Source organism: Bacillus sp. AL-1R (assembly GCF_052180195.1).
Classification (GTDB): Bacteria; Bacillota; Bacilli; order Bacillales; family Bacillaceae_G; genus Gottfriedia.
The window spans coordinates 26,658-51,600 of the sequence record NZ_CP197469.1 but is presented as its reverse complement, the minus strand read 5'-3'; the positions used below and the strand labels follow the sequence as shown (position 1 = coordinate 51,600).

Below are 24,943 nucleotides of genomic sequence, written 5' to 3'. Positions count from 1 at the left end.
GTTTGGTTAAATAGATACCTCTGTATCTATTTTTAGCACGTAGAAAACACTTTAAAAGCTGGTTTTAGACTGACCGCATGTATTCGTTTGATAAGCAGTCTTTAGTGCCTATTTCAGCTCTACTGTATAAGTAAATTTATCTCCTCTTGCAATCGAAATTGTATACTCAATTACTTTGCTTTGTTCGTAAGTTACCCGTTTAAGCATAAGACATGGTGCACCCTCAGTAATGTTAAGCATTTCTGATTCCACTTTATTAGCACTAACAGCCATAAAGCTTTCTAAGGCGCTAGAAATATTTACATTATACTGAGTTCTAAAGATTTCATACATCGGTGTATGTTGCAATTCTTCACTAGATAGATTTTTAAAATCCTTTACGGGTACATAGGAGGTTTCATATAACATCGGTTCCTGATCTGCAAGTCTTAACCGAACGATCTTAAATACCTCTTCTTCTACCGGTATTTCCATGACCTTTGCTACTTTACTGTCACAATTGATTTTTTCAAAAGAAACGACCGATGTCGTTGGTATTTTCCCTGCTTTTTTCATTTCTTCTGTAAAACTATAAAATTTTACGAGACTTTGGTTATACGTTCTTTGGGAAACATATGTCCCCTTGCCGTGGACTTTATAAATATAACCTTGTTTTTCAAGCTCTTGCATCGTCTGTCTTACCGTTGTTCGGCTAACTTGATAAGTGTCACATAATTCTCGTTCAGATGGTAGCTGATCATTTTCAGCAAGCTCGCCTGATTCGATTTTTTCTAATAAAATGTCCATTAATTGATAATAAAGAGGAAGTCGGGAATCCTTTTCTACCATGATTAGCTCCTTTAGTGGTATCTTTGTCATAACCAGTTGAATATACATCTATTATACATAATATTGAAAAAGATACCACATTATGTCGCGACAGAATTTTCTACAAAACTCTCTCTTCTGTCATTCTTAATTTTTTCTCATAGTCATCTAGTGAAACCATTGTTCCTGAAACTCTTGATTCTTCTGCAGCATAAGCGATCATATGACTTTTAGCAGATACAATTGCTGATGTTAAGCTGCCTTTGTCTTTTTTAGTAACGCGTTGAATGAAATCAGCCATAATACTTGTATCGGCTCCCATATGACCACCATCTACAGTTGATGGCTTAATTAATTCCTTCTTACCGGAAAAATAATTAACTTCAATTTCATTTTTCGTATCATTTCCAATTATTTCGCCTTTTGTTCCCATAATTTTAAAGTTACGGAATGTCTCATTTGTAAATGCAGTCATAGTAAATGCTACTGTTACGTCATTTTCAAATAATAAATTAACTACTTGATGATCAACAACATCATTATCACAGTGATATACACAGCGACCATATGGTCCCTCTTGAATTGCCTTAAGTCTACTTTCAAGACTTGAACTTGCTGAAATAACATTTGCTGGCCAAACATCGCGGTCGTGTAAATACCATTTTGCCGCTGAATAAGGGCATTCCTTTTCCACCTTACAACCATCCAAGCAGCGATCTGTTGAACCCTCTGGTGCGTTTTCCTTTTTAAAGTACGTTAAACTTCCGTATGAAGACACACTCTTACACTCTGTGCCAATTAACCACGCAAGCATATCCATATCATGGCAACTTTTTTGTAAAAGCATGGAGCTTGATTCAGATGAGTTTCGCCAGTTTCCGCGGACAAAACTATGAGCTTGGTGAAAGTAACCTACATTCTCATTCCACTGGATCGATACGATATCACCGATTACCTTTCGATCAACTACTTCTTTTAATGCTTGATAAAATGGCGCATATCTCATAACATGACATACCGTTAACAATGTATTATGTCTTTCTGCTGCTTCAGCTATTTTTAACGTCTCAATTGGTTCTGGAGACATCGGCTTTTCTAATAAAATACTGTATCCTTTTTCAATTGCCTTCATAACAGGTTTATAATGATTACGGTCTGGACTACAGATTAATAATGCCTCACACAGCTGTTCTTTTTCTAATAACTCAGTCCAATCTTCAAATCTCATATCCTCGGGGATGTTGTGAGCTTTTGCAAATTTTTCTCTTTTTTCTTTATTTGGCTCCGCTACAGCAATAAATTGAATTTCATGTGGATACTGTAATGCATATGATCCATATGCATAAAATCCTCTACTTCCCGCTCCTATTAACGCTGCTTTCATAATCAGTTTCCTCCAAGCTTTGTAAGATTTTTATTTACCACCTGTAACTGCAATTCCTTCAATAAATTGTTTTTGTAAAATCATAAATAAAATAAGCATTGGTAATATCGCTAAAAATGATCCTGCCATTAAAACTGGATAATTGGTTAAATATTGTCCTTGTAATGATGACAAACCGACGGACAATGTCATTGATTCCGGTGAGCTATTAACAATCATTGGCCACATTAATTCATTCCAACTCCATAATGTCGTAAAGATACCTAATGCAACTAAACCTGGCTTTGCTAAAGGAAGCATGACTTTCCAATAGATTTGGAAATGATTACAGCCATCTAATCTAGCTGCCTCCTCTAATTCCTTTGGTAACCCCATAAAAAATTGTCTTAAAAGGAATGTACCAAATGCGCTAAATAAACCTGGAACGATTACTGCCTGTAAAGTGTTTAACCAGCCTAATTTCACTATAATCATATATTGTGGTAATAAAAAGACTTGCCCTGGAACCATTAAAACCGATAATGCGATTAAAAAAAGAATATTTCTTCCCGGGAACTCAATTCTGGCAAAAGCATATGCAGCTAAAGAGCATAATAATAATTGACCAATTGTGCGAATGACAGTGATGATTAGCGTATTAAACATAAATTTAAAGAATGGTAGTAAATCAAACACCTCTTTATAATTTACCCACTGGAAATGCTTTGGAACAATAACAGGTGGAACATGAATCGATTCAGCATAAGTTTTTAATGAAGTTAATAACATCCATATAAAAGGGAAGACCATCGCCAAGGCGCCGACAATTAGAATTAAATGAATTAAGATTGTTTTACTTGTAATATGATGTCTTGCTTTCTCCAATGGTTACTCCTCCTTCAATCATAATGAACCCATTTCTTTTGCAAAACCATCTGAATCGCTGTAATGATTAAAATAATGATTAATAGTAAAACTGCAATTGCAGCCGCATAACCTTTGTCATTTATTACGAATGCATGTTGATAAAACAAGTACACAATTGATTGGGTATTCTCGAGTGCTGTACTGCTTTTCCCAATCATCATAAAAATTAAATCGAACACTTGGAACGCTCCAATAAAGGACATGATTGTTACGAAGAATATAACCGGGGAAAGTAACGGTAGTGTTATTTTAAAGAAGACCTTGACTGGCCCTGCACCATCTATTTCCGCTGCTTCGTAATATGATTTTGGAATACCTTGTAGTCCTGAAAGAAAAATAACCATGTTGTAACCAAGTCCACTCCAAATTGCTACTACAATAATTGAATACAATGCAATTTTTGGATCACTTACCCATTGTGGACCTTTTATTCCAAAGGTGGATAAAAGATAATTTAGGAGCCCATAATCCGAATTATATAACCATCTCCAAACCATAGCGATCGCTGCTGGCATTGTAATAACAGGTAAAAAATATAAAGTTCGATAAACAGACTTGCCTTTAATTTTTTGATTTAAGAGAACTGCTATAAGAATGGATAAAAAAATACCAATCGGAACTGTAAAAACGATATAAATTCCTGTGTTTTTAAACGACTGTAATAGGTTAGAGTCTTCTAGCATTCGTTTATAATTGTCTAATCCAGTCCACTCATATTGGCCGAATGCTCCCCATTCTGTGAAACTAAAGTAAATCGTTTGAATGATTGGCCATAAATAGAAAATAGTTAAACCAATCATTGTCGGTGCAATCATACAATACGCCCAAAAATAATCTGATCGTTTTTTCGTCTTTGAAAGGCTTGGTATTTTTAATTTACTATTTGATTTCACTTCAACTTGTAAAGGCATTTCTTTCACTGTATTCACTCCTTTTAAGGGAAATAAAGAGAAGAAGTAATTTTAGGCTTTAGAAAACTTCTTCTCTCCATTTTTTTAGTTCTTAGCTAATGCCTCGTCTGCCTTTTTCGTTAATTCTTTCGCAGCATCTTCAACACTTTCTTCATTACTCCATGCCTTTTTCAGGATATCTGTTTCATACTGCCAGATTTCACCGGTATTTTTCACACTAGGTAATGGAACAGAGTAATCAACTCCATCGATAAACGCTTGAAGATTTAAGTTTGGAACAGATTTTAACCAAGCATCTTGTGTACCATTATAAGCAGGAATCACAGTACCAGTTTTCGCATATACTTCTGCTGCTTCTTTAGAACCTAGGAATTGCACAAACTTCCAAGCAGCATCTTTATGCTTCGTATTTGCCGCAATAACGTTTGCTAACCCATGAATAGAAACTGCACGTTGTTTTCCTTTTGGTACAACAGCTACATTTAAATCTGGATTTTTCTTATATTCTGGAACCATCCAAGGTCCATCAAACATCATAGCAATTTTTCCAGAAGAGAATAACTCTGATGGGGCTGTTTCCGTCATTTGAGCTTGAGTTGGAGACATGCCTTCTTTTATAAAGCTAATATTATATTTAAGTGCTTCAATCGCCTCAGGTTGATCAAATCCGACTGATTTACCATCATCAGAAATAATATGTCCACCATTTTGCCAAATGAAATCATAATAGCCGCCTTGATTACCCATTAAAGCTGCAAATCCGTAAACTCCCTTATCTTTATTTGTAAGCTTCTTAGCTACCTCTTTTAACTTATTCCAATCCCAAGTATCATCTGGATAAGGTATTTTCGCTTCATCAAAAATCTTTTTGTTATACCAAAGTCCAGTAGTATCAAAGTCTTTTGGAATACCATAAAGCTTTCCATCTACTGTATAAAGTTCGACTAATGACTTCGGATAATTATCTAAACTATAGTTGTCCTTTGATGCTAAGTCACTAAGTGGGACAATTACTTTACCTTCCGCATATTGGACTACATGTGGACCATTCATCCATAAAACGTCTGGTAATGCTCCTCCTGTAGCAGCTGTTTCTAGCTTTTGGAAATATTGTGCATAAGGAGTAAGCTCAGTTTTCACTTTAATATTAGGGTACTTTTCATTAAATAACTTTATAATTTCATCAACCGCGGGAACTTGCTTCTTATCCCAAAAACCGTAAGTAATTTCAACCTTTCCATCTTTTGCATTCCCCGATGTGTCATTGCTACCACATCCAGCTAATCCTAGTAATCCTAAAGTCAAGGTTAGTAGCAAAACAAGCCACTTTTTCATCTAATTCCCCTTCTTTCTCTTAAAAGTTTAATAGCTCTTTAGTCCAGTAGTTACTCTAAATGACATGAATCGGAATAATATGCCTTATAAACATGTTGTAATGATGTTATTACCAGTTAAATTGAAAAGGCTTACAAAAGTGTTTGTTTCTGTTATTAAACGGTCAGTTCACCCCCTGTATTCATTTCATAATACCTTCTTAGTAATGATGTCATTACCAGTTGTAAGTAGTATATCACCCTTTTTTTAAATCATGAATACTTTTTTTAAATTTTCCAAAAAATTAAATCGACATATTTCACCATGATCTCCCTTATTTAGTTACTATTCTCAACTATTGATGACAACAAAAAGAACCTTCAATTTAGTTTGAAGGTTCTTTACCTTTAACTATAAGCTAGCTCTTTTTCGCTTAATCCAAGCGCTTTTGAAGTTGAAGCCTGAATTTCTTCCAAAAGTTCTGGATGTTCTTGTAGAGATAATCCAAATGAAGGAATCATTTCTCTAATTTTTGGTGCCCATTCCATCATATGTTGTGGGAAGCATTTTTCTAATACTTCAAGCATTACGTGAACAGCTGTCGAAGCACCTGGAGATGCTCCAAGTAATGCCGCTATTGAACCATCAGCTGCACTAACTACTTCAGTACCGAATTGAAGTGTCCCTTTCCCTGCTGGAGTGTCTTTAATAACTTGTACACGTTGACCAGCAACTACGATATCCCAATCCTCACTCTTAGCATTTGGAATAAATTCACGTAATTCTTCCATACGTTTTTCATTCGACAATAAGACTTGTTGGATTAAATATTTAGTTAAAGCCATCTCTTTTACGCCTGCTGCTAACATAGTCATAACGTTATTTGGTTTTACAGAACTAATCAGATCCATGTTTGAACCTGTTTTTAAGAACTTTGGTGAAAACCCAGCAAAAGGCCCAAATAATAAAGACTTTTGGTTATTGATATATCTTGTATCAAGATGCGGAACAGACATTGGTGGTGCACCAACTTTAGCTTTTCCGTATACTTTTGCATGGTGTTGCTTGGCAACCTCTGGATTGTTACATACTAAGAATAGTCCACTTACAGGGAAGCCTCCAATATGTTTTGACTCTGGGATGCCAGTTTTCTGTAGTAATGGCAGACTAGCTCCTCCACTACCGATAAAGACAAATTTTGCAAAGTGGGAATCGATGTTACCAGTGCTCATATCATACACTTTCACTTCCCAACCGCCATCACTAGTGCGTTTAATGTCCTCAACACTATGTCTATAATTTATTTCTACATTATTACTCTCTAAGTGCTCAAACATCATACGTGTTAAAGCGCCAAAGTTCACGTCCGTTCCTGAATCTATTTTTGTTGCCGCTATTGGCTCATTAGATGTGCGTCCTTCCATGATTAGCGGGATCCATTCCTTCAACTTTTGAGCATCTTCCGAGTATTCCATCCCTTTGAATAGAGGATTTTTGGAAAGCGCTTCAAATCGTTTATTCAAAAATTCCACATTTTCTTTACCTTGCACTAAACTCATATGAGGAATTGGCATGATAAATTCTTCTGGATTCCCAATCAAGTTTTTATTTACAAGATATGACCAAAATTGTCTTGAAAGTTGAAACTGCTCATTAATTTTTATTGCTTTGCTAATATCAATCGATCCATCAGCTTTTTCTGATGTATAGTTAAGCTCACATAACGCAGCATGTCCCGTACCTGCATTATTCCACTCATTAGAGCTTTCTTCTCCTGCCTTTTCTAATTTCTCGAATACTTTAATTTCCATTTCCGGTGCTAACTCTTTTAGTAATGATCCCAAAGTCGCGCTCATGACTCCGGCACCAATTAAGATAACGTCTGTTCTAGTTTGTCTGTTGCTCATAATAACCTTCCTTTTCCCCTTTTTTTGCAAAAAAGTAGGTTTTCCTGCTTAGGTGTCACAAAAAGCAAGGCACCACCTAGGAACACACCTTTTCTGTCTCAATTATATCTTATTAATAGTATAACACATTTAAACTACATTTTAATAATAGTATATCACTATTTAATTATAACCAATTAATAGTATATTTCTATTATAATTTGTCCAAAAAATTTTTTTCTTTATCTGATAATTATAAACTATTTAAACAATGTAAAAAAGTTAAAAATCTATCATTAAGGTCCTTATTTTAGAAAAACAAATTCTGACCCACTATTATTTAATATTCCCTACCTTTATATAGTAAGCGCTTATTTTAACTTTGTCTCGTGAACAATTTATAATATCTGAAGGAAAGATTTGCTTATTATTTTAAAATTATTTAATGTAACCAAAATTTAGTCTAAAACTACTCCAATTTATGTAAGTTATACACAAAAAAGAGACTGTCGAGAAAGTCCCGACAGCCTAGTGCAAATCAATTTGAGTCCTTTCATTCCCCGTTCGAAAAAATATATTTTCTATTTATATAAACATTTACTTTTTGAACGTCTTACTTTCTCTGTCAATTACTGTTGATCCACCACTTCACTATATAATAGTATTTTTTTCTATATGTGGGAGGGATATAACTAAACGTTATGTGCCTCTTTTTATCCTCCTTCTTTGGTTGGAGCGTTCCGTAAAATATAGAATGTGGTTGCAGAGGGTTTCAACAAAAAATACGGAGTACTCCGAATAAATGAATGTCAAACGAAGAATACCGATATACCAAGGGAAAAGCGCAATGGTTCCGATGGGAAATATGAATTTACGAAACAAACTCATTCGCAAAATCGAATGCGACAAATGCTAGTGTTTTACGGAATGTTACTATTCGTCAAAACTAGACACGTATTTTGAAACTAACTCAAAGGGACAAAGAGTGCTTGAAACTTCAAGCAGGATTAAATTTCCTCTCCTCTTACTTTCTTCATAAATTATACAAAAAACAGAAACATTTTTTTAGAATAATAGATGTATACTTAGAATAGTTAGATAAAGGCATGGGGTGCCCCTAAATTAGCGGTATCAGTAGGTATAGCGGTAGAGGTTGCAATAAACCCTTAGATATTGGGAAAACAATGGCGGAATACCTTGATAAAAAAGATTATAAAGGAAAGACGGGATACCTTGATTTCTAAAAATTTACTTAACTTTGTTTATGTCTTTGTATTACTGTTAGTATCACGTGTTGTGGTAAGCTTAACAGGGTTTAAAGATACTGATTGGCGAAACTGGTTAATCAGAATTTTTATTATCTTTACAGGAGTTTGGGTGACAGATCTATTTTTAAGGCGTAAAAACAGATAAAGAAGTGGGAGGTTATAAGTTTTCATGTAGATTAGTACTTAATATTCCCTACCTTTATATAGTAAGCGCTTATTTTAACTTTGTCTCGTGAACAATATATAATATCTGAAGGAAAGATTTGCTTATTATTTTAAAATTATTTAATGTAACCAAAATTTAGTCTAAAACTACTCCAATTTATGTAAGTTATACACAAAAAAGAGACTGTCGAGAAAATCCCGACAGCCTAGTTCAACTCAATTTGAGTCCTTTCATTCCCCGTTCGAAAAAATATATTTTCTATTTATATAAACATTTACTTTTTGAACGTCTTACATTCTCTGTCAATTACGGTTGATCCATTACTTTTCACTGTTACCTTTATGTTTAAACGTAACGCTGATTGTATGATTCTTAGTTATATTCGTAAACGTGTACGTATTATTTTTTAACTTTGTATCTACTCCATCAACTTTAAACGTTGCAACCTCATAACTTCCCTTAGCAGGTGTAATTTTGAATGTTTGATTTACACCTTGATCTAATGTAAGCACTCCACTTGGGCTGATCGTTCCATTGCCTTCAGCTGATGCTACAATTGTATATACGATTTTCTTGAACGTTACGTTAATTGTGTGGTCCTTCGTTATATTCGTAAATACATAGGAGTTATTTGTAAGATTTGCATTCACGCCATCAACAGTAAATGTAGCAACTTCATAGCCCTTATTCGGTGTAACCGTAAACGTTTGATCTTTCCCATGGTTTACAGAAACTTTACCGCTCGGACTGATCGTTCCATTGCTTCCAGCTGCTGCTGTGATTGTGTGTACGATTTGTTTAAACGTTACATGAATTGTATGATCTTTTGTTACATTCGTAAACGTGTACGTATTGTTTGTTAATTGTGCATCGACGCCGTCTACTTTAAACGTTGCAACTTCATAACCTTCATAAGGAGTGACAGTATACGTTTGGTTTGTTCCGTAATTTGCTGTAATTCTACCGCTCGGACTAATTGTACCGTTACTTCCTGCTGTTGCCGTGATAATGTGAACGATTTGTTTGAACGTTACATTGATCGAATGATTCTTCGTTACATTTGTAAATGTGTACTCGCCGTTTGTTACAGTAACTTCTTGCCCGTCAATACGAACGCTTCCAATCTCAAAACCTGTATTCGGTGTGATTTTGAACGTTTGATTTGATCCATGTTTCACTGAAGTAAAGCCTTCGGGATCAATATTACCGTTGCTGTCAGTTGTTGCCGAAATCAAATGTGATAAATCATCACTTATGATAATCGTAAATGACGTGTCGATATAACCAGGCGCAGAAATTGTAAAGTGATAATCACCTAAGTCATTAAATAATGATCGATCAACAAATGTCAGTTCTTTAGCTGTAAGCGTGTACTTGCTAGAATCAACGACTTTGCCATTTAGTGATACAACAGGGTTAGCTGCAAGCCAATCTGAATCTTGATTGTAGCTAGTAGTGATTTGCGTATCTTCTTGAATATAAGCGATTTTTGATGCAAACACTGGTGCATTGTTCTTAACTACTTGAGTTACCTTTGTGTCCGGGTAGCAATATGCCGTAAACTTAATCTCTTTGTTTCCTGTTGTTGTAAATGCTGTTCCAGGAAGTGTTATTGTGATATTGCTCTTATCTGATGAGATTGTCGCGTCAGATTTAACCGATACTCCCTCTACTGTAATATCACCAGAAACTGCCTTAGCTGCATTTGCCCATCTCATATTTTCAGTATTATTAGGTACTGTAATAATCACTGGTTTATTAATTCCACTTGGCGTCAAGTCCGGTGTTGGTGCCGTTCTTTGAGCAAATGGTTGAGCGATTGTGATTGGCGTAAAGTAAGGTGATATGAACTTAACGTTCTTGTTACCTGCAGTAGTATTAGATTGTGTTGCATTTCCATCAATCGTTACTGAACCTGTTCCATTTTTTACAGATGTTGTGACATATGGTTTTACTGATGAAACAGATGTGAACTGAATAGTGACATCACCATTATCTATCGTTTGATCTGACGTTGGTGCAAGTAAAATTGAGCTTCTCCATAAAGGATTATCATCCCCGTTAATAGAGTAAGTAATCGTATCGCCAAACTGAGGCGTTTCTGTAGTTGACGAAAGTGCAATTGAAGGTGCAGTTTGTGGTGTAACAGTTGCATTTACATTAACGTCAGCATAACCTGGAGCTGAAACAACAAAGCTTCTTGTAACTGCAGAGCCACCATTTGTTCTTACTAAATCATATGGAATTGTTAATGTTCCTGCTGTTTCATCAATCACAACTCTAGTTTTGATTGAATTTCCAGCAAATTTAATATTACCAGTAGCCTTCACTGCCGAAATCCAATCAGATGAAGCAGTACTAGGATTGAAATTCATCACTAGGTCTTTTCCAGCAAAGATTGTACCAGTAGGAGCTGTTAGGGTAATACCTTGCTTGTATAAAGGTTGATTAACCGTAGCAGTTTGGTAATTTGTTGCTATGACGCTTATCGCTATGCTTCCTGGTGCTGTAATCAACGATTTATCTATTTTAATAGGCGTTCCTGGTGCATCGACTATAATATTATTAGCCGTAAAATCTGCTCTTAGAATTGTAGTGCCACCTATTTGAACTGCTGTTATTGCATCTCTCCATGCTTGTGTATCGGTTGTAGCTCCAACTCCAATTGAAATTGGGTTTGAATTATTATCATTAAAATATCGATTTGGTTCAGCCGTTAATGTTGGAGACGCGAACGCATTAATTCTTTGCGAGAATGAATAAGTGTCATAGTTGTCCGCTGCGATTGAAATCTTCCAATCTGCTCCATTTAATGATGGCGTCGAGAAAACGCCTGCCGGAATCGTAAAGTTAAATGTTGTTGCATTTGCAGGTGTTACTTGGTTAAAGAGAGCAGCTAATTCATCTCCCTTAAAGTTTTTAACAACATTATTACTTGGATCGGTTACTGTTATTGAATTAATATTCGATTGCCAAATATCACGATAGTGCGCAGCTGTTGAGCCCGTCGTATCTGATCGAGTGAACGTCAACGCTTTTCCAACTGTTGCAACGTTGTTTGGTGACAATAGTGAAAAGCTATTTCCTCCACCATTTTGCATTTTAAATTTTAAAGAGCGATCCATATAGCCTGGTGCCTTGAACACAATTGTGTGGACTCCTGCTTTTTTGAACAATGATGGATCAAATTCATATTGCCCTTTTCCATTTACAACTTTTTCGGTAATCGAATTTGTTGAAACGCCATTATATACGTTAGTAGCTTCTTTTCGGTCGACTCCATCAATCAGAATTTGTCCACCTGCTCCGTCTACTGCAGCTCTCCATGTTGTGTCCTCAATTTGTGTAACTGTAGATGCACCCGATACAACGTCTGGTGTTTTATAACTTACAGAAAATAATTGAAACGGATTAACTTTTCCATAATATACGAAAGCGTTGCTATCACTTGTTTTAATATATGGCACTGGTTTTACAACAGTATTAAATGCAGCAAGATCTGAACCGCTTGGTAATGTGCCTAACCCAGTGATCGTTATTGTTTTACTTGTAGTTAACACGATTTTTCCTTCTAAAGTTGAAGCATTTGGTGCAGTCGTATTATATTTTCCAAAGTTTTTGATGATGTATTCAAAGTCGGTATAATCAATTGTACCGTCGAAGTTTAAATCAGCATTTCTAGTGTAAGTTGATGGTGTGTCGACAAAGCTATTGTAGGCTGCACTTTCTGCCTCAATGTCTTTCATATCGATTACATCGTCATCATTTACGTCACCTGCAAGCATGATTGCATTCGGAACAAAATAATTTCCTCCTGCTGCGTAATTATATTGTCCTTCAGTATTAACAGCTAATGTACCATAGTATGTTAAATGACCTGGCATTTTCATTGTAAAGTTGTATGGTTTATTTCCTGCTTGCATAGGAAGGTCAGTTGTGAATAAACCATTCTGAACAATCCCTGGATTTGCACTTGTAGCGCCGGCTGTAGTATCTTCAGCTACCTGTAATTTAGACGTAATACCACCTGCATTAGGGTCTTCAAAATTAATCTCAACGCCCGAATCAGTAGCTGTTATTGGCGTTGATCTACCAAATACATTAGAGGTCGGATAGTTTTGAAATCCTTCTGGTCTAATACTGCCACTAATATAAGCTGAGCCTCTAATATAAAGTTTTTTATCAAGGAATGTAGGGACTCGATCCATCCCGTTTTTCCCGCCTTCATATGTTGTGATTTCCGGGATATTCGCTGAACTTTGAAGCCATAATGTATCTAATCCAGCATCATTTGTCACTTTGTATTTAATATCAAGAAGAGGCATTTCTTTGGCAACACCCTCGCTCATTGTGTCTGCTGTATTTAATACACCTTGAGCTTGTATATCTTTTGGAAGATTGAAACTGAATATAAAATCGCCATTTACATCCGTGTCTTGATGAATCCAAGTCTTATCAGCTGTGATACCCTTTGTTGCTAAAAAGGCTTTATATTCTGGACTAAAATCGATATCCTTAAGTTCAGCAAAATAAAGGCTATCAATATAGAATTTCGCTCCAACAAGATTTTTCGGATATTTAATAGATAAAGTTGATTTAAAGTTGTCTTCTTTTGAGACTAATGTTTTATCAACAAGGAAGTCAGGGTCGACCCCATTTAATGTAGTAGAACCAGGTGAATCTAATCGTGCGAAGCGATTCACTACATACTCATTACCTTTTTTAACAAAATAATAAAATTGTCCTTGCGTTTCAAGATTACCTGCAAAAGAATAATCTTCAGGATAAATTCTGAACTGTACCCCGTAATTTTCTTTTTGAGGGTCAGCATCAGTATTCACGAGGTCCTCTTTACTAATACCAAATTTAAATTGTCCATCACCACTAGGAGTAAGGAAATAATTGACGTAAGGTGCTGAGTTTGAATCACCGAGCATTCCGTCAATTCTACCTAAAGATTGACTTACATCTGTATCAGTATCATAGTTAGGTGGTGCAGGAACTTTCGTTTCATGCCCAACATTCTTCATATAATCAACATTTGAATCATAAGCCTTTCCTGAGAACCATTTTAGCGCTCCATCTGTCATAGGACCATTTGGATCAATTTCATAAATACCTGGTTCACTACCTTTATCCATTTGTACTGTTGGTGGAGTGTTATCAACATAAACTGTGCTGTTTTTTTCATATAACTGACCACTAGAAGCGTCTAAAGCACGCGCTTGTATTGTATAGCCACCTTCTCCAAGTTGCTTTTGGGTTGATTGTTGTTGTGTCAGTTTAACTGATAAATTAGGATCATCCTTGGAAATTGGATCTTTATAAGGATAATAACTACCATTAAGTAATAGCGGTGCATAAACTAGATTACCAAGAGTAAAAGCAGAAAGATTAAATGTAGCAATATATCCTATATATTTACTGCCAGTTACATCCATAATATAAAGTTTAAAGCCGAATGAAGGGTCTAATGGACTTTTCACTCGAACCTCTGCCCAAGATTGAGGAGTAACAGCAAATGTATTAGGATTAAAGTTTTTATCGCCACTTAGCGTAAAGGCTTTTCTTTGAATTCTAAAATCTAGTCCTCTACTTTGAACGTTAATAGCAAGAGGCATACGGTAAGTTTCATCAGGATTAGCTGTATTAACAAAGTTAATATATGCCTCATAATACCCACTTGCTGCTGAAGCAGGGGCATTGAATTTTACATTTAGTTGAACTGTTCCTCCTGCTGGAACTGTAATTGACTTTAATTCAGTCTCAGGTGATGTTGCATTACTTATACTAATTTTAGCGCCTTGTTCCTTACCATCTTGTCCGCTTGTCACAAACGAATCCTTAAAGAATACACTTGATGCATCGAAAGTCTTTTTACTATCTCCATTATTAGTAATATACAAGTCGCCTGTTTTCGTAACAGAACCGTCTAGTGAACGAGCTGTATAACCAAACGAAAACGAACCTGTTGTATTTGCTACTGTAATGATATTGGAACTTGACGAATCATCAGTTGATGACCGCGATTGAATATAGTCCTTTACTTTAAATTGCATATCAGAATGCACTGCCTGATATGGATCAGCTTTACCTGAGCCAATCTGGAATAAGCTTTTTTGTGAGTCGATAGCATCCGCTGTTTGCATCAATGCTACTTTAACATCTTCAGGCTTATAGTTTGGATGCGCTGATAAAATCAATGCTGCCATACCTGCAACGTGAGGAGTAGCCATTGATGTACCAGACATTGATTGGTAAGCATACGAATAATCTTTGTTATCTGGTTCCCATATATCATATGGAGCTGTTGAGAAAATATCTACACCTGGCGCAACTACATCAGGTTTAATTGCTAATGAACCTGAAACAGGACCAGTGGAACTAAAACTAGCAAGTGAATTACCTGGCATTGTGAAGTTTCCAGCGTTCGATACAGATATTTTTTTGATCGAACCTTCTTTAAAAGCGTTATAGAATTTTGTTCCATCATTCTTGCCTATTTGTAAAGTGTAAACCGTACTACCCTTAGAACCAAAATAAAATGGATAATACCCTTGCTCATCAAATAGAAGATCAGGATTGTCTGTTGGATTCCATAAAATCATCGCTTTAGCATGTTCATTAGCCGCGTACATCATTAGTTGGTCCATAGAAGCGGCACCACGCTTAACAATAACAACCTTATCTTTCACATCAATATTTTTATTACGTAAAGAATCGTACCAAGCAGGTGTGCCATATCCAGCATCTACGATATCATACTGAGTCAATCCACTAAGCTTTGAATTCGATTCTGAGAAATCCTTTCCGATTAAACGAGTATTTGTAATCGAAAATGAATCTTCTCCTGATGCTCCATATGAATGAATGTCAAACATTGGAATTTGGGTAGGTGCAGCAATTGCGCCGACAGTTATCGCCTTTGCTGAAGTCCCCGGTGTCCCCAATGTTCCAGCCCCCGGCCCAGAATTACCAGCAGCAATAACCGCAGTAACTCCAAGATCTGAAATATTATTAATTGCAACCGCATTAGAAGACAAAGAATCATTATAATTCGCACCAAGTGATAAGTTAATTACTTTACACCCATCCTTATATGATTGTTCAATCCCTGCCATAACAGCCTCATCTGTACCACCATGAGGACCTAACACACGGTAAGCATATAACTGAACTTCTGGAGCAACTCCTCTAAGTGCATATGGAGAACTGTTTCTTGATTGACCTGCAATTGTTCCAGCTACGTGAGTTCCATGAGAAGTAATATAATTATGATAATCCGTTGGAAAGTTTGGATCTTGTTGATCAGATGGAAGTGAATCATTGGCATTCTTTGCAGCTAACCAGTCAGAATAGACCGTTTCCATTGGGTCGTTGTCATTGTCTACAAAATCCTTACCGCCTTGGTATTCTCCAGCAAGATCTGGGTGATTATAGTCAAGACCTGTGTCAATAACGCCGACTTTTACCCCTTTTCCTGTGATGTTTTCGTTTTGTAGATCGTGTATTTTTAACCAATCAAGAATTGCTGTTTCACCAGATTGTGGACCTTCTGGACCTGGAGGTGGAACAGTCCCAGACTGCGTATTAACTGTTTTTTCTGATACAGAAGAGCTCTCTTTAGTACTACTTGTTGCTTGTATATTAGAGCGATTTAATCGAATAGTTGATAATAAATTAGGATTTGTTTTTTGATCTGAAACCTTTCCGTCTCCTGTTGCGCTCGCAGGAGCATCGATTGACTGAGAAGCTGGAATTGGAGCATATTTAACATTTTGATAGACACTCTTTACGTAAGGTAATGCTAACAGATCATTAAGGGAACTTTTAGGAATTTTGACAGCTAAACCGTTAAATACTTGAGTATACTCTCTTCCTATTTTAATAGAGCTAGATTCGCCTGCTGCTTTCAATTTTTTAGACTCATTACTAACAAAGCCCTTAAAGTCACTGTGTGTTTTATTTACTTCTGTTTGAGCACTTTCTAACGTAACAGCAGGTGTGTTTTCTTGATTAACAGAAAGTTTTCCAGAAGATGCATTCTTCTGTTGATTTTTCATTTGAATTGGAGCTGGATCAACATTAAATTGAATAATTAAATCTAGTTGGTCTGAAGAATTTAATAGCTTTGGATCAAATTGTAGCTTCTCAAAATATAAATTTTGTAATTGTTGTGCTTGAGTCAAGTCAAGTTTGCTATTACTGCCTAACTGAACAGTTTGACTATTACTTGCAAATGTTCCACCTGTCATGGCAAACGCCGGAACTGTGTATCCTAGTAGTGTGGAAGTTGCAAGAAACGTTGACATGACCATCTTTTTCATTTTACGATGGCTCATACCTTTCTCATTTCCCTTCTTAATTTAATATAGAGTAAAAGTCCTATTCCCCCCTAGCCATTTCCCCCTTTTAACAACAAAATTTTTATACTTTTAAAAATTTTACGACAATTAAGTCGCCATTCTTCATTATAATTTGGGTTATAAGAACAGTAAATTGGGGAATTCTAGCGTAAAATGCGGGACGAAACTTGTCATTTTTTGTTAAAATTTGAGGTGATTTTCATTTTCTCATTGTTTTACATGAGTAATTTATATAGATGGATTTGGGGGAATTGTAACTTGTTACACTAAAAATTTTAATAATTTCAATATTTTGATGATAAATTAATTATTTTTAATCTACATACTCAAGTAAAGAACATAAAAAAAGAACCCTCATTTTTTTGAGAGAACTTTCTTTATATTCCTTATAGAATCATCTGTTTGAATATGAGTACCTATTTTTTAACCTCTTTCACAAATTTCCACGTTAGCCCATTATCCCTTGATTGATAAAGTTCGCTACTATTACCGTTATAATCCCCGTCTGAACCTTGACCAACCAACATGCTTAAAACTCCGCCTTCCTTAAAAGGTAGACTTGGCGTATCAAATGGTTTTATAGTCTGTCCGGAATGCAATTTTACTTCGTGAGGTGTATAGTTTACTTTTTTGAAAGTTTTACCCCCATCGTCTGTGCGGTATAAGGATCCTTCATTTCCAGAAGGATTAACTGCTCCTAAAAATCCGAGTTTGTCATCAAAAAAGATGATTCCCGTTGCGCCTCCAACAGTTCCGCTGTATGGGTCATTATTTATAACGGTCCATGTATTGCCTTCATCAGTGGTTTTGCTTAATGAATAAAACGTGCTCCCTAAAGCCTTATCAGCAACGTTTAATTTATAACCGACTTCTTTAGATTGGAAAAACTGTTCGTTTGTATTTGTTTGTTCATTTTTCTTCTCATTTGAAGTAACTTGATTTGAAGAAGGTTTGCTCCAATTTGGATCGCCTATTAAGTTATATCTAGAAGGTGTAATGAATTGATCCATTCCAGGAACAAATAACGATACAGTATACCCAATGATTTCTGTACTCGCTGTTTCCGGATGATATTCTCTTCCATTCTTATCAATATTAATGATTCCATTTGGATTGTACCCCCAATTTCTTTTGCCGTAATAGAGCAATCCATACTGATTTTCATCCCATTTACTAACTGCTTTTTTAATTGGGATCACATTAACGGTTTCAATTAAAGGTTTTAATAGTTTGTCGTCATTATAAGTAGGAGCGGCATACCCGTTTAAATAGATAGTAATATTTTCTGACTTATTTTTATCATAAGTTATTAGAAAACTCTCTTCTTTTCCTTCGTCATTTTTCCCATAAACAAATGTATCAAAAGATGTAATGATTCCATCTGAATTAAATTTCAGGGAAAAATTATTTTCCATATAAAGTTTTTTAGGTAATTTATGCTTGTTATTAATATCTTCAAAAATGCCCTCTACACCGTATTGATAGATATTATTATGATCAAATTTAATCGATCTTTCGTTTTTCAATGACTCTATATACCACGCAAGTTTACCACCAAAATTTGTCGCACTTTTATATATGTTCACTCCATAAAATAATGTTATTGCAACAAACAAGATTATAGAAATCCACTTCCATGCTTTTATATCTGTTAGTTTGTTCTGTTTCCGCTCACTACCTTTTATAACTTTTATTGCGGTAAATAAAATGACCGATATTATTAGGGCTAAGCTTATTAATAGCATAGGTAGATTTTTATCGATACTTCCATACTTGCAAATTGCAGCTAACTTTACTCCAAATATCCAGTATCCAATTAAGAAAAGTGGATTTGCTAATAATGTTATAAGTATTCTTTTTACTTTTCCCTTCAATCTGTAGATCCTCCTTAATTGAATTTGGCGTTCAATTCACTAACTATAAGTATACTTTGTTTGATTCTGCATGACTTGTTATTTATAGTTTTTTCTTATTAAAAAAACCACCCCATATAAATCTTAAGATTTTCTTAATATTAATAAAAAAAGATTTCAGTTTTCTAGAGAGATTTTTCGTGAATTCATATATAAAAAATTGGTTCGAAAAAATAAGAAACATCCTAACGTCCTGAAGGCTTTAATACAAAGAGGACTGATCATGTTGATATCTGATTGGAGAATCTAAGTGGTGCCACAATTAATATCTAATAAATAGAAAAGGGAATGTGCCTCCCAAAAATTTTGGTAGCACATCCCCTTTTCTATTTTCCTTATAAACGGCCATTTATGTTAATTCTGGCCAATACTCTCTATTTGCTTCAATTAAATCATCTAATATTTCTTTGGCTACTTTTGCACTTGGTACCGTTTTAGATAGCGTTAATGCCTGCCAAAGTTTTTGGTAACTGCCTTCAATATAAGCTTGTACGACTAGTTTTTCTACTGTTACTTGTTGGTACATTAATGCTCTTTGAAATTCAGGAATCTTTCCTTGGCTTAATGGTTCTGGTCCATCTGTTCCAACAATACATGGAACTTCTACCATCGCATCATTATCAAAGTTAGCAATCGTTCCGTTGTTTTCTACAATTAACAGCATTCTTTCGTGCGTGTTAAATGCAATGGCACGAGCAAGGTCGACAACAAAAGTTGCGTGGGCTCCCATTTCAAATTCGCAATCTTTGGAAGTTCCATTTTCAATAATCGTTCTTGCCATAGAAAAGACTGTCTTCTCTCTTCCAGCTATAACTTCATTTGCTCTTGTGTATTCCGGATTAGATGTTTTTACTACATAATCAGGATAGAAGTAATATTTTAAATAAGTGTTAGGCAGAAATCTTGGATCAATCGCTAAAAGATCTTTAGCTTTTTTATGTGTTTCCTGCCAGCTAGCGTCTGTATGCTGAGTATCGACTTCTTTTTGAGTTAAATAGCCGTTTTCCGCTACATAATCACGAATTTGAGGTAGATATTCTTTTCCTTCTTTATCTTTTATACTTGTCCACCAACCGAAGTGATTTAATCCAAAATAGCGTACTTCTAAGTCCTCTGGTTCCTTACCAACGATGTGTGACATTCTACGAAGTGTACCTACAGGCATATCACAAATATTTAGTACTTTTGAATTCGGACGAAGGACACGGCAAGCTTCAGCTACAATGGCTGCAGGATTAGAATAGTTTAACATCCAAGCATCCGGAGAATATTGTTCCATCAAGTCGATCATTTCGATCATAGGTCCAATACTTCTCATTCCATAAGCGATTCCACCAGGTCCGCACGTTTCTTGCCCGACAACATTATGTTTTAATGGAATTTTTTCATCCATTTCACGCATTTCATATTTTCCAACACGGATATGGGCAAAACAAAAGTCGATATCACTGAAAGCTTCTTCTGGATCAGTTGTAAAACAATATTCAATATCAGGGGCATTTTCTTTTAGCACAATCTCAATTGCCTCACCTAATACCGCTTGTCGTTGCTCATCATTATCATATAATTTTAGTTTTCTAAGTGGGAAACGGTCAAGATTATCTAATAACATCATGACAATCCCTGGTGTGTACGTACTTCCTCCGCCTGCAATAACAACTGAGAATTTTTTCATCTTCTCCATTCCCTTCTAATCTATTGTTCTATGTTTGCTTCTATTTTTATTCATTTTTACTTAATCCCAAATAGTTATCAACTGCTTTACGAACGTTATTTACCTGTAAGCCGTAGACAACCTGGACGTTTTTATCGCTAATAATAACGCCACTAGCACCTGTTTCTCTCTTTAATACATCTTCGTTAACCTTTTCTGGATTATCCAGTGTCAGTCGAAGTCTTGTATAGCAATTGGTAATTGTAGTAATATTGCTCGCTCCGCCTAATGCACCAACGATCACTGGGGCAATTCCGTCATCCCCTTGCGTCGCGGCAGCTTCGGCTTTTCCTCGGCTTTGCTTTTCTTTATATTCTTGCTTCGTATATAACTTTGTTTCTCCACCTTCATCTTCTCTTCCAATTGTTTTGAAGTTAAATTTCGTAATTAAGAAGCGGAAAACTACATAGTAAATACCGAAGTAGATTAATCCTATTAAAATATACATTGGCCAATGTGTTTTTTCGACTCCAAGTGGTACGTTGAACAATAAGAAGTCAATCATACCGTTTGGACCAATTGCACGAACATCAAATAGATGGAACGTCACCATCGCCAAACCACTTAACACAGCATGTACGACAAATAATAATGGCGCCACGAACATGAAAGAGAATTCAATAGGTTCTGTAACACCTGCAATAAATGATGTAATAGCAGCAGGAATTAAAATCGCTCTTGCCTTTGCTTTGTTCTCTAGCTTTGCTGTATGGTACATCGCTAAACATGCACCAATTAAACCGAACATTTTTGAAATACCACGAGCATCCCAAACGACACTTGGAGAAAGCTCTTTTACAGAAGGATTTGTAATTTCCGCGTAATAAATATTTCTTGCTCCTTCAAATACTTGTCCGCCAACTTCTTGGACACCACCCAATGATGAATATAAAAATGGTGTATAGACTAAGTGATGTAGTCCAGTAGGAATTAATAAACGTTCCAATGCTCCATATAAAAATATTCCGAAGCTTCCACTATGTTGGATAAACGACCCTAGACCATTAATTCCAGATTGGAAGACTGGCCAAATATAAGTAAGTGCAATAGATAAAAGTACAACAACGGGAATAAGTACGATAAATACAAATCGTGATCCTCCGTAAATTTGGAACGCACCTTTAAATTCTTTATCAACGAATTTATTGTGAACGATAGCGGTTACAATTCCGAGAATAAGTCCAAGGAACACACCCATATCAAGGATTTGTACACCCAATACGGTAGTTTGTCCTGATCCTTGCAACGTTTCACCTTCAAACAGAATTCCGCTAAGTTGCATAAATTTATTCATAGCGTTTACAAATACTAGATAACCTAATAAAGCTGTAAATCCTGCAATCGCTTTTTCTTTATTAGCTAACCCAATTGCAATCCCTACACAAAATATCAGTCCCAAGTTAGCAAGAATCGAAACCAATGATCCAGTTAAGATTGTCCCAAAACCGGTAGTAATCGGATTATCCAAAAACGGAAAGACTTCCATTAGCTTTGGATTAGTAAATAAATTACCGAATGCAATTAAAATACCCTCAATCGGTAAAATAAGTATTGGAATGAACATTGCTTTTGAAAATCGTTGCATGGCCTCCATGACTTTCATTTTCATTTTGCCTTACCCCTCCTATATATGTAATCGTTTTCGTTTATAGGTTAAGAATACAATGTAAGCCCTTTTATAGTCGATAGAATTAAGGGAACAAAAAACGTGTTTCACATATTGAAACACGTTTCATTCATTCCTATCCTTTTTGGTAATAATCGTCTCTACATACTGCTTGACGATAAATTCAAACATTAACATCAAACTTGGAAAAAAGCTATTTGGCAGAACGTTTCGGTCATCAAGTTTATTATGATCGATGATTTTAAAATTCAAATCAGAAAGTCCTGCAATTCGGTTTTCTATTTCTTTTGTGAACGACACTGTAAAAATGTTATGCTCTTTTGCAGCCTGTATTTTATCAATGATTAACTGTGTTTCGCCCGATTTTGAGATAACCACTAAAGCACCAATATCTTCAAGGTTATTTTCAAAAACGCCAATCGAATCACTACCACTTGCAAAGATTGTTTTTTTACCCAATACTAATAATTTTTTATACAAGTATTCAGCTGCAATAGCTGAAAAACCAGTAGCATAAATAAAAATATAATTTTGACGCAGATTTAATACATTTTGTATAAACGACTGAATATCCTCTATTGAATTATTGTTCAAAAAGTCTCTTTCACTAATCTCTAAGAAATCTCCGACAACGCCACTTGTTGTTAATTCTACCTTTTTCACTAATGGCAACAGTTGATAATACATATCCACGAATCCGGCATATCCCAATTTTTTTGACAGGCGAATCACTGTCGCGGGGGAAGTAAAATTTTCCTTCGCAATTTTACGAACTCCCATTTGCAAAACTGTATCAATATGATTAATGATATATTGCACTATTTGGATTTCTACCTCTGAAAGATTCTTTCCTTGAATAATTTTTCTGATGTCAATCATAGTTTAATCTCCCACTCTTTTATAGGGGTGACTCTAGCTACTAAGCCATGAACCGTACTCTAGAATTTTCGTCACACTGTAAACATTCTCTACTCTATTTAAGTTATCGTTTACTACTAACATTTCTTCTTGTATTATTTGCTCCATGTACGATATTAATTTTACCATCTGTTTTAACTATTCTTCTAAAAAAGAGCCTAATCTATTTATGATAAGGTTCATTCCTATTGATTCTAAATGACCTGTAAATTTGCTCAACTAAAACTAATTTCATTAATTGATGTGGAAAAGTCATTTTTGAAAATGACAATGTATCATCCGCTCTTTTCATCACAGCATCACTTAGACCTAATGAACCACCAATTACAAATGCTACTTTGCTGTTTCCATATGTAGCAAGTTGATCTAATTTTTTTGCTAGAGATTCAGATGTATGTTCTTTTCCCTTAATTGCTAATGCAATTACATATGTGTCTTCTGCTATTTTACTTAAAATTCTTTCCCCTTCTTTTTCCTTCACGATTTGCATGTCTGCATCACTTAAATTCTCTGGTGCCTTTTCATCTGCAACTTCGATTATATCCATTTTTGCATAACTAGATAATCGTTTTATGTATTCATCGATCCCCATCTTTAAATACTTCTCTTTTAACTTTCCAACACTGATAATTGAGATATTCACACTGTATCCTCACTTTACAAACAAGTTATACACAAAAGTTATCCACATACCCACAATTTCTATCCACATTTAGTGGGGGAATCTATGTTCGATACAATATATATGGCATCATTTTGACAATATTCACAGGTTGTGGATATATTATGCGATTTTTCGACTTTATTCAACAAAGGTGTTTCACTATACTTATCCACAAAATCGTCAAGAGCCCATTCGATATGCTCATCACAGCTTAATATCATTTTTTCCATTTATACACAGCTCCTTTTTTTAACATAAAAAAGAGGAGAAAGTAAACTCTCCCCTTAAGTATGTGCTTTGTTTTATACATACACTATATCTGTTGGTTTTTGAGGATCCGTGTCATGAATTTCAAATTGCATCCCAACTTCAAATCCTTTTCCCTCTAATGTTTGTGTAACAGACATTCTGGCAAGCTCTTTCATATTATTATCTTGGCTTAAATGAGCAAGATAAATACGTTTTGTTTTATCTCCAATTACATCTGACATTGCTAGTGCAGCATCCTCATTTGATACATGACCAACGTCACTTAATATACGACGTTTAATACTCCATGGATATCTACCCATGCGTAACATTTCGACATCATGGTTACTTTCAAAAATGTACATATCTGCGTTAGAAATGATTCCCTTCATTCGGTCACTCACGTAGCCTGTATCCGTAATTGTAACAAATTTTTTGTCGTTGTGATGAAATACGTAAAACATTGGTTCAGCAGCGTCATGTGATACACCAAATGATTCTACTTCAATATCCCCAAACTGAATCGTCGTTTCCATGTTGAAAATGAACTTTTGTTCTGTTGGAATTTCTCCAATTAAATGGTTCATTGCTTTCCATGTTTTTTCGTTCGCGTAAATTGGGATTTGATATCTTCTGGCAAGAACACCAAGTCCTTTAATATGATCACTATGTTCATGCGTGACTAGAATACCTGAAACTTCTTTTATATCCCTGTTGATTTCTTTAAATAAAGACTCCATCGCTTTACCGCTTAGTCCTGTATCAACTAGTAGCTTCGTTTTCTCCGTCCCAACGTATAACGCATTTCCGGTACTTCCACTTGCAAGTACACTAAAATGCAGACTCATCT

At 35.4% G+C, this 24,943-nt stretch carries 14 protein-coding genes; all 14 read right to left on the bottom strand.

Annotated elements, in window-relative coordinates:
* Nucleotides 1-108 precede the first annotated feature (108 nt).
* The gene (locus ACSBO6_RS00220; protein ID WP_098844479.1) at nucleotides 109-828 is read right to left on the bottom strand and encodes a GntR family transcriptional regulator; all 720 of its coding nucleotides are present in this window, start codon (nucleotides 826-828) and stop codon (nucleotides 109-111) included.
* Between the two features lie 100 nt (nucleotides 829-928).
* Nucleotides 929-2,194: a Gfo/Idh/MocA family protein gene (locus tag ACSBO6_RS00215; RefSeq protein WP_098844477.1), complete on the bottom strand. Its 1,266-nt coding sequence runs from the start codon at nucleotides 2,192-2,194 to the stop codon at nucleotides 929-931.
* A 27-nt stretch (nucleotides 2,195-2,221) separates the two neighbouring features.
* Nucleotides 2,222-2,980 carry a carbohydrate ABC transporter permease gene (locus ACSBO6_RS00210; protein WP_098844594.1) on the bottom strand — a complete coding sequence of 253 codons (759 nt, stop codon included), beginning with the start codon at nucleotides 2,978-2,980 and terminating at the stop codon, nucleotides 2,222-2,224.
* Between the two features lie 89 nt (nucleotides 2,981-3,069).
* Nucleotides 3,070-4,008, bottom strand: coding sequence for a carbohydrate ABC transporter permease (locus ACSBO6_RS00205; RefSeq protein WP_180232809.1), 939 nt, complete (start codon nucleotides 4,006-4,008; stop codon nucleotides 3,070-3,072).
* A gap of 84 nt (nucleotides 4,009-4,092) precedes the next feature.
* Entirely contained in the window at nucleotides 4,093-5,343 is a 1,251-nt protein-coding gene (locus tag ACSBO6_RS00200) for an ABC transporter substrate-binding protein (RefSeq protein ID WP_098844472.1), read from the bottom strand.
* A 386-nt stretch (nucleotides 5,344-5,729) separates the two neighbouring features.
* A complete protein-coding gene (locus tag ACSBO6_RS00195) occupies nucleotides 5,730-7,229 on the bottom strand; it encodes a malate:quinone oxidoreductase (RefSeq protein WP_098844469.1) in 1,500 nt (499 codons plus the stop codon).
* A 1,733-nt stretch (nucleotides 7,230-8,962) separates the two neighbouring features.
* Nucleotides 8,963-16,984: a S8 family serine peptidase gene (locus tag ACSBO6_RS00190; protein ID WP_498843968.1), complete on the bottom strand. Its 8,022-nt coding sequence runs from the start codon at nucleotides 16,982-16,984 to the stop codon at nucleotides 8,963-8,965.
* A gap of 440 nt (nucleotides 16,985-17,424) precedes the next feature.
* Entirely contained in the window at nucleotides 17,425-18,906 is a 1,482-nt protein-coding gene (locus ACSBO6_RS00185; RefSeq protein ID WP_498844692.1) for a WD40/YVTN/BNR-like repeat-containing protein, read from the bottom strand.
* Between the two features lie 364 nt (nucleotides 18,907-19,270).
* Nucleotides 19,271-20,596 (bottom strand): 6-phospho-alpha-glucosidase, encoded by a 1,326-nt coding sequence (locus ACSBO6_RS00180; RefSeq protein ID WP_498843967.1) that lies wholly within the window; start codon nucleotides 20,594-20,596, stop codon nucleotides 19,271-19,273.
* 46 nt (nucleotides 20,597-20,642) lie between these two features.
* Nucleotides 20,643-22,244 (bottom strand): PTS transporter subunit EIIC, encoded by a 1,602-nt coding sequence (locus ACSBO6_RS00175; protein ID WP_498843966.1) that lies wholly within the window; start codon nucleotides 22,242-22,244, stop codon nucleotides 20,643-20,645.
* A gap of 123 nt (nucleotides 22,245-22,367) precedes the next feature.
* On the bottom strand, nucleotides 22,368-23,141 hold the full coding sequence (locus ACSBO6_RS00170; RefSeq protein ID WP_098844456.1) for a MurR/RpiR family transcriptional regulator: 774 nt from the start codon (nucleotides 23,139-23,141) through the stop codon (nucleotides 22,368-22,370).
* 202 nt (nucleotides 23,142-23,343) lie between these two features.
* Nucleotides 23,344-23,823, bottom strand: a complete 480-nt coding sequence (gene rlmH, locus ACSBO6_RS00165; protein ID WP_498843965.1) for a 23S rRNA (pseudouridine(1915)-N(3))-methyltransferase RlmH — start codon at nucleotides 23,821-23,823, stop codon at nucleotides 23,344-23,346.
* 59 nt (nucleotides 23,824-23,882) lie between these two features.
* Nucleotides 23,883-24,065 (bottom strand): CxxH/CxxC protein, encoded by a 183-nt coding sequence (locus ACSBO6_RS00160; RefSeq protein ID WP_098233312.1) that lies wholly within the window; start codon nucleotides 24,063-24,065, stop codon nucleotides 23,883-23,885.
* A gap of 81 nt (nucleotides 24,066-24,146) precedes the next feature.
* Nucleotides 24,147-24,941 carry an exodeoxyribonuclease YycJ gene (locus ACSBO6_RS00155; protein WP_098844453.1) on the bottom strand — a complete coding sequence of 265 codons (795 nt, stop codon included), beginning with the start codon at nucleotides 24,939-24,941 and terminating at the stop codon, nucleotides 24,147-24,149.
* Nucleotides 24,942-24,943: the final 2 nt, after the last annotated feature.